We start from the raw sequence: 13,039 nt of genomic DNA, 5'->3' as shown, positions 1-13,039 counted from the left end.
GGAATTGTAAAGTGAAACTTCCATCAGTGGGGGGCTCTTCCCCCCACTGATGGAAGTTTATTTTCCTTTTTCGTTTTGAATCATATGAGCGCCATTTAACACATAGCAAATTTGCATCTCTGTATACTCTTCCAGTGTATAAAGTTTCTGCAACGCCCAGCGACGAAATCCCCACATTTGCCCTTGAATAAAAATATTATGAGCAAGCAATTGAATCTCTTTTTTTGTTAAAGTAAATACTTTATTTTGAACACATTGCTGCAAAATATCTTCGAACATCCCTACCATTTGAAATTCTTTCTCTAGTACGTAAGGCAGCGATTCTTTTGGTAGAAAACGAACTTCTTGATACATAATAAGAACCTCTTCTTGCAATTCATCCATAACTTTAAAATAATTTGTAATCGCTGCTTTCAAACTATCAACATTGCCATTTCCTTTACAAAGCACTCGTTCTAAGCGCTCTTTTACATGTTCATAAATACTATCACACACTAAATAAAGCACATCATCTTTCGTTCGAATATATTCATAGAGTGTACCAATGCTAAAGCCTGCTGCCTTTGCAATTTCTCTCGTTGTTGTGCGCGGAAATCCTTTTTGTTTAAAGAGCTGCACAGCACCCTTAATCATTTGTTCACGCCGAAGTGCAATGAGTCTTTCATCTTTCACAGATGCTTGTACATTGTGCTTAGCCATCTCCTTCACCCCTTTGCATGAAGAAGCGTAGGGGGCTCCTACGCTTCTTCATAAATTCTACTTTGTTAACATACGTGAAATAACAAGGCGCTGAATTTCTTGCGTCCCTTCGTAAATTTGCGTAATCTTTGCATCGCGCATAAAGCGTTCCACTGGATAATCCTTTGTATAACCGTATCCTCCAAATACTTGTACAGCCTCTGTTGTCACTTTCATCGCTGTATCTCCTGCAAATAATTTAGACATTGCTGATTCTTTTCCATACGGTAAACCTTCTGATTCAAGCCAAGCCGCTTGATATGTTAACAAGCGCGCCGCCTCTACTCCCGTCGCCATATCCGCTAGCTTAAATCCAATTCCTTGCTGCGCGGCAATTGGTTTCCCAAATTGATGACGTTCCTTCGCATAATCAGCAGCAGCATCAAGTGCGCCTTGTGCGATACCAACGGCTTGCGCGGCAATACCATTACGACCGCCATCTAACGTTTGCATTGCAATTTTAAATCCTTGTCCTTCCTCGCCAAGTAAATTCTCAGCAGGAATGCGGCAGTCCTCAAATATAATCTCCGTCGTCGGTGAAGAACGAATACCGAGCTTGCTCTCTTTCTTCCCAACAGAAAACCCCGGCGTACTGCTTTCCACAATAAATGCACTTGTACCGCGCTGCTTTGATTCTGTATCTGTCAGTGCAAATACAACATAAATATCTGCAATTCCACCATTTGTAATGAAAATTTTCGAACCATTTAAAATATAATGATCGCCGTCACGCTTTGCTGTTGTTTTCATTCCGCCAGCATCTGAGCCAGAACCCGGCTCCGTTAAAGCGTAAGCGCCAATTTTCTTTCCTTCTGCCATCGGGCGTAAGTACTTCTGCTTTTGCTCCTCTGTACCGAATGTAAAAATTGGCCATCCTGCAAGCGATGTATGCGCCGATAATGTTACACCTGTAGATGCACAAACACGCGACAACTCTTCTACTGCAATTACGTACGCTAAGTAATCGCTTCCAATTCCGCCGTACTCTTCAGGCCACGGAATACCAGTTAAGCCAAGTTCCGCCATTTGATCAAATAAAGTGCGGTCAAAGCGTTCTTCTTCATCGCGCTCTGCTGCCGTTGGTGCGACTTCATTTCTCGCAAAATCACGAACCATTTTTCGAATCATTTCATGCTCTTCTGATAGTTTAAAATGCATCTCTATTTCCCCCTTAAAGTGCTCTGCTAATAACTAAACGCTGAATCTCACTTGTTCCTTCATAAATCTCACATATTTTTGCATCACGGAAGAATCGCTCTGCAGGATACTCTTTTGTATAACCGTAACCACCTAACACCTGCACACCTTCAATTGCCACTTCTACTGCTGTTTTGGAAGCAAATAATTTTGCAATTGACGCTTCCTTCCCGCACGGTAAACCTTGTGCTCTTAGTGACGCAGCACGATATACAAGCAAACGAGCTGCTTCAACAGACGTTGCCATATCCGCTATCTTAAACCCTAGTCCTTGCTGCGCAGCAATTGGCTTGCCAAATTGATGACGTTCTTTCGCATAATCAGTAGCACACTCCAGCGCTGCTTCAGCGATACCAAGTGACTGTGCCCCGATACCGATGCGACCAACATCTAAATTTGCCATCGCCACTTTAAAACCTTGCCCTTCTTCACCAAGCAAATTCTCAGCAGGAACTTTCATATCTTCAAACGTTAATTGCACTGTACGAGAACCTAATAACCCCATTTTGTGTTCATCTTTCCCAATAATTAAACCCGGTGTATCTTTTTCAACAATAAATGCCGATATTCCGCGCGTACCTGCCTCCGGATTCGTCGAAGCAAAAACAATATATGTATCTGCCTCGCCGCCGTTTGTGATAAATACTTTCGAACCGTTAATAACGTACTCATCACCTTGCCTAACTGCTCTTGATTTTAAACTCCCTGCATCCGATCCGGCGCCTGGCTCCGTTAACGCAAATGCTCCTAAATATTCACCAGTTGCCAACTTCGGAAGATATTTTTGTTTTTGCTCTTCTGTTCCAAAATATAAAATCGGATTCATTCCAACAGATGTATGTACAGCTAAAATCACCCCTACGGTAGCGCTTACTTTTGAAATTTCATGAATGGCTAAAATATACGAAATAAAGTCCATTTCCGCTCCGCTGTATTTTGCTGAAATCGGTATCCCCATTAGTCCAAGCTCACCCATTTTCTTTAGGATTTCTCTAGGAAACACCCCTTGTTCCATAATTGGAACAAAGGGAGCTATTTCCTTCTGAGCGAAGTCCCGAACCATTTTTCGCATCATTTGCTGCTCTTCTGTAAATTGAAAGTTCATCTGCTCCACCTCAAATTATTTTTTATTGTGATTGAATGACTTGGTAAGACCACTAGTAAATAGAAAGAGGTATTACTTATTCATAAACGTAAAAGCCGCGTCCTGTCTTCCGTCCTAGCCAGCCTGCGTTTACATATTTACGTAGGAGCGGGCATGGTCGATATTTGCTATCTCCTAATCCTTCATGCAGTACTTCCATAATGTATAAACAAGTATCTAAACCGATAAAATCAGCAAGTGTCAGCGGTCCCATCGGATGATTCATGCCAAGCTTCATAACTTCATCGATTGCTTCTTTCGTTGCCACGCCTTCATATAGCGTATAAATTGCTTCGTTAATCATCGGCAATAAAATACGGTTAGACACAAACCCAGGGAAATCATTTACTTCAACTGGGACTTTACCGATTTTTTTTGTAATATCCTCAATCGTTTCATATACTGCGTCCTCTGTTGCTAAGCCGCGAATAATTTCAACTAGTTTCATAACCGGAACCGGGTTCATAAAGTGCATACCGATAACTTTTTCTGGACGATTCGTAACAGCTGCAATTTCAGTAATTGGCAGCGAAGATGTATTTGTTGCTAAAATCGCATGCTCCGGTGCTAATTCATCTAAGTTAGCAAAAATTTTCTTTTTAATGTCCATTCTTTCTACAGCCGCTTCAATGACAAGATCTGCTTCTTTTACACAGTCTAGCGTAAGTGTTGCTGTCAGACGATGTAACGTTGCCTGCTTATCGTCTTCGCTCATGCGGCCCTTCTCAACTTGCCTAGATAAATTTTTCGTAATAATTGCGATGCCGCGATCTAACTGTTCTTGCTTTAAATCTTGCATATATACGTTATAACCTGCCATCGCACACACTTGTGCAATGCCAGAACCCATTTGCCCCGAACCAATTACAACAATGCTTTGTACCGTCATGCTTATAGCCCCCTTTTAATGAACCTCAATCATAATTGCGTCGCCTTGGCCACCACCACTGCAAATAGAAGCAATCCCAATTCCGCCACCGCGCTGCTTCAATGCATGAATAAGGGTCACAATAATGCGCGCCCCGCTCGCTCCAATTGGATGCCCCATCGCAACAGCTCCGCCATTTACGTTAATCTTCTCTGGATCAATGCCTGCAATATTCGCACTTGCAATTGCCACAGCAGCAAACGCTTCATTAATTTCAAATAAATCAATGTCTTCTATTTTCTTGCCAGTTTTCTTTAATAGCTCGTTAATGGCATAACCCGGTGTTCTTGGAAAATCCTTTGCTTCCACCGCTATCGCTGTATGCCCTAAAATTGTTGCAAGCGGCTTTCTTCCTTCTTCCTTCGCACGCTCTTCACTCATTAATACGAGCGCTGCTGCTCCATCATTCAAACCTGGGGCATTTCCAGCTGTAACCGTTGCATCCTTATCAAATACAGGTTTTAGCCTTGCTAATTTTTCAACTGTTGTATCTTCGCGCGGCGCTTCGTCGCGCGCTACGACTACCGGCTCCCCTTTTCGCTGTGGCACAGATACAGAAACAATTTCCTCTTCAAAGCGGCCTTCCTTTTGTGCTTGGATAGCAAGCATGTGGCTTCTGTATGCCCATTCGTCTTGCATTTCGCGGGAAATACCATCTTCTTTGGCAACATCGCCGCCGTACACCCCCATATGCACGCCAGTAAATGAGCACGTTAAACCATCTGCCACATTTAAGTCGACAACTTCGTTATGCCCCATGCGATATCCCCAGCGTGCGCCGCGTAAAATATATGGACTATTACTCATTGATTCCATGCCGCCTGCTACAAGTAATGAATGATCGTCAGTACGAATAATTTGATCCGCTAACGTTACAGCACGAAGTCCAGATGCACAAACTTTATTCACTGTTTCCGTGCGAGTCTCCCACGGAATCCCAGCTTCTCGTGCTGCCTGGCGCGATGGAATTTGACCTTGTCCTCCTTGAATAACCGTCCCAAATACAACCTCTTCAATATCACTTGCTGCAACATTCGCGCGCTCTAATGCCGCTCGAATTGCAATTCCTCCAAGCTCCGTTGCCTTTACATCCTTTAAAGCTCCCCCAAACTTTCCAACAGGTGTTCTTGCAGCACTTAAAATTACTGTTCTTGTCAAAACATATTCCCCCATTTCTTCTTATTTATGGCGTTGATTGAACGCTCGTTCAGTGCAGCTGTTGTGAGAAAGAGGTGCAAGGTTTGCACCCCCCTATATCTAAAGTTGTACGGATTCTTGCATTGCTTCTTTCTTCGGTCCAATGACAGAGCGCTCTAAAATCTCTGTTATATCTAGCGTTTGCACGCGCTCTTCTACCTCTTTCGCCTTCGTACCATCGCTGATCATCGTTAAGCAATACGGGCATCCCGTACCGATAATCGTCGGCGATGTCGAAAGTGCTTGTTCAGTACGTGCCACGTTAATACGTGAACCAGCCGTCTCTTCCATCCACATCAGACCGCCGCCCGCTCCGCAGCACATTCCTGTTTCACGATTACGCTCCATTTCAACAACCTTCACACCTGGAATTGCTTTTAAAATATTACGAGGCGCTTCGTACACTTCGTTGTAACGACCTAAATAACAAGAGTCGTGATACGTAATCGTTTCTTCTACGTGGTGAACTGGCTTTAAGCGCCCTTCTTTCACCCACTGTGCTAACAATTCTGTATGATGATAGACTTCTGCTTTTAAGCCAAAGTCCGGATACTCATTTTTAAACGTGTTGTACGCATGCGGGTCGATCGTAACAATCTTCTTCACGCCTGCTTTCTCGAACTCTTCAATATTTTTATTCGCCATCTCTTGGAAAACAAATTCATTTCCAAGGCGGCGCGGTGTATCTCCTGAGTTTTTCTCTTTATTTCCGAGGATAGCAAAGGAAATGCCAGCTTCATTCATTAATTTCGCAAACGATAACGCAATTTTCTGACTGCGATTATCATAAGATCCCATAGAACCTACCCAAAATAAGTATTCAAACTCTTCGCCTGCTTTTGCTTTTTCTTTCACAGTTGGAATGGAAACTTCCTCTTCCATCGTACGCCACGTTTCACGCTCTTTACGATTCAGTCCCCACGGGTTTCCTTGACGCTCGATATTTGTTAAGGCGCGCTGCGCTTCTGGATCCATTTTTCCTTCTGTTAAAACGAGATAACGGCGCAAATCAATAATTTTATCAACATGTTCATTCATAACTGGACATTGATCTTCACAGTTACGACACGTTGTACAAGCCCAAATTTCTGTTTCAGTAATGACATCACCAATTAAACTTGGATTGTATGCGAGCGTTGCTGCAGATTCATGTTGTCCATCTCCAGTTGCCATCATCGCTAATTGGTTTCCTTTTGTATTGTTAAACGCAACAGTTGGTACCCACGGTGCGCGCGACGTTATTGCTGCACCTTTATCTGTTAAATGGTCACGCAATTTTAAAATCAAATCCATTGGCGACAGCATCTTACCAGTTCCCGTTGCCGGGCACATATTCGTACAGCGGCCGCACTCTACGCATGCATATAAATCAATAAGCTGCGTTTGTTTGAAGTCTTCAATTTTCCCAACGCCAAACGTTTCTTGCGTTTCATCTTCAAAATCAATTTTTTCTAATTTTCCTGGGTTTGTTAAACGGCTAAAGTACACATTTGCTGGTCCTGCAATTAAATGCGCATGTTTCGATTGTGGAACGTAAACTAAAAACGTTAACAAAATAAGCAGATGCATCCACCAAGCAAAATAGAATAGGGCAATTGCAGCTGTTTCGCCAATCCCAGAAAATAAGTAAGCGATTGCAGAAGCAATTGGTTCGCTCCATGATAATTCCTCTCCATGCCAAATGATGCCCATTCCATTACCAAGGAGAACAGATAACATTAAACCGCCGATAAAAATTAAAACAAGTCCCGCTTTAAAGTTCCTCTTTAAGCGAACAAGTTTCTCAATATACCTTCTATAAAAAGCCCAAAAGACTGCGATTAAAATGACGAGTGTGACGATTTCTTGGAAGAATGTAAATGCAGAATATAGTGGTCCAAGTGGAAGATGTGATCCTGGTGCTAAGCCTTTCCATATGAAGTCAATTGCTCCAAACTGGACAAGAATAAATCCGTAAAAAAACATAACGTGCATGATACCGCTTTTTTTATCTTTGAGCAGCTTCTTTTGTCCGAAGACATTCCCTTTAATAAGATCCCATCTTTCTTTGAAGCGGCGATCAAACTCTACTTTCTTTCCTAATCGTATGTAGGTAATTCGTGTGCGTATAAGATACACAAATAAATATGCTGCATACGCTATGATGGCAATTGTCGCCAACCAATTTACAATTAACAAGCTATTCATATTTCTGCCAACCCCTCTACATGTAGTATACTTATTTATTTTCGAATCTTCAAAAATAAATAATTTTCTGAATTCACTACCCCTACTCCCATTATATGATGAGTGAGCATTCAGTCAACAGTTTTTTGTTATACAACAATATATTTTTTCATAAAGCTTTTTATTTCGGTGAAACTATAAAGCGACACTTCCATCAGTGGGGTTTTTCATTCTCCTTTGATGATGAGTTGAACTAATCCATTACTACCTTCGAATAATCGGATAAAAATGAATACAGAGTGGGAATGATTGCATGAAATTCTTATTTCTCGCCCTTGTCTTTCTCTTACTATGGGCAACTTTTGACTTCATCTACGGAAGAAAAATTCATTTAAACAACCTTAAGACGCGTTCCTTTCCTGTACGCCATAGTAATTTTAAACTTTATACATATGGCGAAGCGTTATATAAGGAGCTGTTTACTGATATACAACACGCTAAACATCATATACATATTTTATTTTTTATCGTAAAAAATGATGAGATTAGTCATACATTTTTACAGCTTTTGATGGAAAAAGCGCAACAAGGCATCGAAGTGCGCCTTCTTCTTGATCGAATCGGCAGTCATCATTTGTCAAAACAAATGATTATTAAACTAAAGCAACATGGTGTGCACTTTTCATTTTGTCATAAAATCCGCCTTCCCTTTCTCTTTTTCTCTGTTAACCAAAGAAACCATAGAAAAATTACAATTATTGATGGGAAAATTGGGTACATTGGAGGCTTCAACATCGGAGAAGAGTATTTAGGGCACAACCAAGAACTAGGGCCTTGGCGGGACTATCACCTACGCCTTACCGAAGAAGGTGTACAAGATTTGCAAACGCAGTTTCTACATGATTGGCGCGATGATACAAATGAAGACTTATTACATGAAAATTATTATTTTCCTATACTAAAAAAAGGAGGGACTTCTCATCAATTCGTACCAACTGACGGCGCATATTTACAACAAATTTTTCTCGATCTTATCGAAAATGCAACAAAAGAGCTGTATATTGGTACGCCCTATTTTATTCCTAGCAAAAAACTAATGAACGCATTGCTACGCGCTCAAAAAAGAGGCGTTCATATCACTATACTCGTACCTAAAAAAGCAGATCATCCGTTTGTTCGCGAAGCAAAACTTCCATATTGCCGGAAGCTTATTAAAGCAGGCTGTCATATTTACGAATTTCTAGATGGATTTTTTCACGCGAAAATTGTAATGGTAGATGGTTGTATTTGTGATATCGGAACGGCAAATTTTGATAAGCGAAGCTTATATATTAATCATGAAATTAATTGTATATTATATGGCTCGCCATTTTTAGAACAAGTGAAGAAAGAAATTGAGCAAGACTTAGAATCCTCCGTTTTACTTTCTATGGACGATGTGTCTTCGCTCTCTCTCCTTGACAAAGGCAAGGAATGGATTGGAACGCTATTTTCTCTTTTCCTATAAAGTGAAACTTCCATCAGCGCGGGGCTTACTACCCTTTAAAACAGGATAAATACAGAAAGGCAGGATACAAATGCGCATCAGATTTGGATATGTCTCACATGCACTTGCACTGTGGGACTGTTCTCCTTCAAAAACACTTACATTTACAAAGTGGAAAGAAATGAATAAACAAGCACGCGATGAAAAATTATATGATGTGACAAAACAAAATATTTTGCATACGTTACGCATCTTGCACTATAATATCGCACATGAAATTGAATTATATCGCCTATCTTCTTCTATTGTTCCATTAGCTACACATCCAGAGGTAAAATTCGATTACATCAACCCCTTTAAAAATTTATGGAAAGAAATGGGGGTACTAATTAAAAAACATCATTTGCGCGTAAGCTTTCATCCGAATCAATTCACGCTGTTTACAAGTGAGAAAACACATATTACGACAAATGCTATTCTTGATATGACATACCATTACAACTTGTTATCTGCCATGAACATTGCGGATTCTGCATACATTAACATTCATGTCGGAGGAGCATACGGGAATAAAGAACAAGCCTTGCTTCGATTTCATGAGAATATCAAAAAACTTCCTGTTTCTATTAAAAGGCAAATGACACTTGAAAATGATGATAAAACATATACAGCAACCGAAACATTAACGGTTTGTAAACAGGAACAAATTCCCTTTGTCTTCGATTATCATCACCATGTTGCAAATCCATGTGAAGAATCATTAGAAGAACTGCTTCCAGCTATTTTTGCAACTTGGAATCATACAAATGTCCTACCAAAAGTTCATATTTCTTCGCCAAAATCAAAAAAAGAGTTTCGGGCGCATTCTGATTATATTGACGTTCCATTTATCCAAAAGTTCCTATCGACTGCAAAAGAATTAAATCAAGACTTCGATATTATGATTGAAAGTAAACAAAAAGATTTAGCACTCTTTCAACTAGTAGCGGACCTTTCATCTATTAGAGGCGTAAAACGCCGAAGCGGCAGCATCCTTGAATGGTAAACCTATGCCAAAAAGTATTATAAAAAAAAATAAGACCTAAAAAAGAAACAACCGCCTTGAATAGACGGTTGTTTTTATATCTTAGTGCTCAAATGGTAAATCTGAAGCTAACTGTACTACATCGCTATGATTTGTTACTGCTTGATTTTGATCTACTAGCGTACCGCCAAATGAAATACCTGCTAACATTGCTAATGTCAATAAACTACCAACAAGAAGTTTCTTCATATTCCATTCCCCCATGTCTTTTTTTCTAATATAACATGAAATTTTATCCATAAAACATGCAATTGTGCATACCCATTTTTTGCCTATCTAAATTTTCATCTTTTTTAAGAGCGTATTTTTGTAAGAATTTAAGTCTAATAGTTCAAAAAAGAAAAGTGCTTTCTCATAAGCAACTCTAATATCATCTTCTAAATGTCCTAGTTTCTCAAGACATTCTCCCTTTTGATAAAATAACTGCCCAATGAGTGTCATGTTACTAATTCGGCATGATGTTTCGATTGCTTTTTCAACGTGATAAAGAGCTTCTTCATACTGTTCATCTAAATACAATGCCTTTGCATGATTATAGCCAACCTTTATGGCAAACTCCTCGTTACTATGTAATGATTCCAGCTGTTTTAAAATATCTTGATAAAGTTCAATGCTTTTTTGAATACATTCATTTTCCGCATAAATATTTGCAATTGAATTTTCAATGTATAAATTTTGAAATACGTCGATTCCCACTAATTGCTGATTTATTAATTTTTTCAGCTCCAAAATGCAGTATTCATAATTCACTTTTTTCAACACATACGCTGACAGGTGATAATGCCAAAGAAGAAACTGTTGAAACTCTGGATGTTCTTCTTCTTTCTTTAATTCATCCCATACCTTTTTATAAATTTCTTCATATTTCTTTTGTTTGCATAACGCTTTAATATGAATCTTAAATTGTTTTTTTCGTTCAATATCAGAATAAGCCAGTACTTCATAAAAATGAATAATTGGTACTTGTAGCTTCGCTGCAATCCCTTGCAATATATCCATACTCGGATATACTACTCCTGATTCAATTCTACTTACTTCTGATTGATGACATATATTATCAGATAGTTGCTTTTGTGTCAAACCTCTCATCATTCTAATCTTTTTAATTTCGGCTCCAAGTTTTTGCGCGTGCATATTCGTCCACCATCCCATTTATAGCAATTTAGTTTTAAAAATGGCCACACCACTACAATAATGCCAATTCGACAATTTTCGATATGAAATATTGCATAATTTATATAAAATTCAGCAATTTCCTCTTACAATTCATCTCATACAAATACAAGATTAGGAGTGTTAAAGATGAATTACAAAAAAATGACTAGTGCTCTTTTTGCTTTCGGCTTGCTCTGTCCTTTATCAAGTGAAGCAATTCATGCTCAAGAAATTGATAATAACCAGGTGAAAGTTGACGTTGCTCAACCTGGTCTAACAATCGGAACATTAACAGAACCCCAAAACGATACGAAAGAAAATATCGCGAAAAAATACTTAAAAGGTGACGTACAAGGGGCAAAGGCACAACAAGAGCAAGTTACCACTGAAAAAAGTGCTGATTTCAAACTAACAAATCAAGAAACAAAAGAAAACCAAACAGAAGTACGTCTTACCCAAACTTATAAAAGCTACAAAGTATACGGCCAAGACTTAATTGTAAAAGTAGATAAAAATGGAGTAATTACAACTGTCAGCGGTAAGGTTACCCAAAATTTAGAACAACAACCTAATCTTACTATAACAAATTTTTTGTCGAAAAATGAAGTAAAAACTTCCTTACGAAATTCTCTTCAAATTCCAAACGATGCGTTAGAAAAAGAATTCACTAGTGAAACTGTCATTTATAAAAAGCAAGACGGCAGCTATACATATGCAGATGTTATTACATTTACATATGAAAATAATGATCAAATCATTAACGGTCAAGCAATTATTGATTTAATTCATAGTGAAATGTTATTCCAAGAAAAAATGGTAAAAAATAAAGAAAAACAACCTATTCCACAAGCTGGGATTCCTCAGTTCTCTCCAGCAAAGAAACACGGAGCTGGTGTAAATACACTACTAGAAAAGGTATTATTTAATATCGCAAAGGGAACTGATGAAAAATTTTATTTAGCTGATTTAACGCGTGGTAATGGTATTTATATTTATGATGCAAACTATGCGGATTCACAAGGCGGATATAACCAAACTGGTTATCCTGGCACACTCGTTTCTAGTACATCAACTACATTCGCAGATAAAGAAGCTGTTGGTGTTATGAAAAACATGAGTGCTATTTATGATTATTATAAAACAAAGCACAATCTAAAAAGTTATGATAATAAAGATGCAAAAATTGTTGCAAGCGTACACGGATTTGATTCTACTGAAGTAAATGATGGCGTAAAAACAAACTATGAAAACGCTTTTTGGCATCCAGGTTGGAATCAAATGGTATTTGGCGATGGCTTAAACGGAAAATTAACATCTGCTATTGATGTAACTGCACATGAATTTGGACACGCTGTATTTAGCGGAACAACTAAAAATAAAGTTGTAAAATATCCAAACGATGAAACAAATGCATTAAACGAAGGACTTGCGGACTTCTGGGGAACACAAGTAGAGTTTTACGTAAAAAAAGACAAAGGAAATTGGATTATGGGTGATACATTAGACGGCCAAACAATTCGCGATATTCCAAACGAAATTGGTGACCGTGGTAAAAAACTATATACAAATTTACAAGATTTCTATAATGACGGAAACAACCAAGAATCTCACGCAAATTCAGGTATTATTAGCCACGTTCTTTATCAATTGGTAGAGGGAAAAACATATAATGGTGTAACAGTCGCGAAACAAGGGAACGAGAAAGTAAGCAAAATCGTTATGCGAACCCTGCAAAACTATGCAACATCAGCAGAAGATTTCGAGTCCCTTCACTCTCACATTGTACAAGCTGCAAAAGATTTATATGGCAATGCAGTAGCGACACAGGTGGAAAAGGCATTTATTGCTCATGGTTACAAAGCATTACCACAAGTAAATAACGTAATTGAAATACAAAAAAAATAATAATTAAAAAGATGTTTACCGATTCACATTGGTAAACAT

General features: G+C 38.8%; 10 protein-coding genes and 1 pseudogene. 3 read left to right on the top strand and 8 right to left on the bottom strand.

From position 1 onward, the window contains the following. Window positions 1-57 precede the first annotated feature (57 nt). From AB1280_RS18725 to AB1280_RS18700, 6 genes and pseudogenes are all read right to left on the bottom strand, one after another. On the bottom strand, window positions 58-699 hold the full coding sequence (locus tag AB1280_RS18725; protein ID WP_272189898.1) for a TetR/AcrR family transcriptional regulator: 642 nt from the start codon (window positions 697-699) through the stop codon (window positions 58-60). Window positions 700-756: 57 nt separating this feature from the next. Next, window positions 757-1,896 (bottom strand): acyl-CoA dehydrogenase, encoded by a 1,140-nt coding sequence (locus AB1280_RS18720; protein WP_272189899.1) that lies wholly within the window; start codon window positions 1,894-1,896, stop codon window positions 757-759. A 13-nt stretch (window positions 1,897-1,909) separates the two neighbouring features. Further along, window positions 1,910-3,040, bottom strand: a complete 1,131-nt coding sequence (locus AB1280_RS18715) for an acyl-CoA dehydrogenase (RefSeq protein ID WP_429756634.1) — start codon at window positions 3,038-3,040, stop codon at window positions 1,910-1,912. A 76-nt stretch (window positions 3,041-3,116) separates the two neighbouring features. Continuing rightward, window positions 3,117-3,968, bottom strand: coding sequence for a 3-hydroxybutyryl-CoA dehydrogenase (locus AB1280_RS18710; protein WP_272189902.1), 852 nt, complete (start codon window positions 3,966-3,968; stop codon window positions 3,117-3,119). A gap of 15 nt (window positions 3,969-3,983) precedes the next feature. Beyond that, a pseudogene (locus AB1280_RS18705) lies at window positions 3,984-5,159 on the bottom strand (acetyl-CoA C-acetyltransferase); the annotation flags it as partial. 105 nt (window positions 5,160-5,264) lie between these two features. Then, window positions 5,265-7,391, bottom strand: a complete 2,127-nt coding sequence (locus AB1280_RS18700) for a heterodisulfide reductase-related iron-sulfur binding cluster (RefSeq protein WP_429756633.1) — start codon at window positions 7,389-7,391, stop codon at window positions 5,265-5,267. A 292-nt stretch (window positions 7,392-7,683) separates the two neighbouring features. Here AB1280_RS18700 and cls point away from each other — a divergent pair, with 292 nt between their 5' ends. Both cls and uvsE read left to right on the top strand, forming a co-directional pair. Beyond that, window positions 7,684-8,877: a cardiolipin synthase gene (gene cls, locus AB1280_RS18695; protein WP_429756632.1), complete on the top strand. Its 1,194-nt coding sequence runs from the start codon at window positions 7,684-7,686 to the stop codon at window positions 8,875-8,877. 70 nt (window positions 8,878-8,947) lie between these two features. Then, entirely contained in the window at window positions 8,948-9,901 is a 954-nt protein-coding gene (gene uvsE / locus AB1280_RS18690; RefSeq protein WP_429756631.1) for a UV DNA damage repair endonuclease UvsE, read from the top strand. Between the two features lie 81 nt (window positions 9,902-9,982). Here uvsE and AB1280_RS18685 read toward each other — a convergent pair whose 3' ends face one another. Both AB1280_RS18685 and AB1280_RS18680 read right to left on the bottom strand, forming a co-directional pair. Further along, entirely contained in the window at window positions 9,983-10,129 is a 147-nt protein-coding gene (locus AB1280_RS18685; RefSeq protein ID WP_272189908.1) for a quorum-sensing peptide PapR, read from the bottom strand. Window positions 10,130-10,216: 87 nt separating this feature from the next. Then, on the bottom strand, window positions 10,217-11,074 hold the full coding sequence (locus AB1280_RS18680; RefSeq protein ID WP_429756630.1) for a helix-turn-helix domain-containing protein: 858 nt from the start codon (window positions 11,072-11,074) through the stop codon (window positions 10,217-10,219). A 168-nt stretch (window positions 11,075-11,242) separates the two neighbouring features. Here AB1280_RS18680 and AB1280_RS18675 point away from each other — a divergent pair, with 168 nt between their 5' ends. Further along, complete coding sequence (locus AB1280_RS18675) at window positions 11,243-13,000, top strand: M4 family metallopeptidase (protein WP_429756629.1); 1,758 nt, start codon at window positions 11,243-11,245, stop codon at window positions 12,998-13,000. Window positions 13,001-13,039: the final 39 nt, after the last annotated feature.

Origin of the sequence: Bacillus sp. S10(2024) (assembly GCF_050473865.1) — a bacterium.
Classification (GTDB): Bacteria; Bacillota; Bacilli; order Bacillales; family Bacillaceae_G; genus Bacillus_A.
The sequence above is the reverse complement of the archived record's forward strand: the minus strand, read 5'-3'. Positions and strand labels throughout refer to the sequence as shown.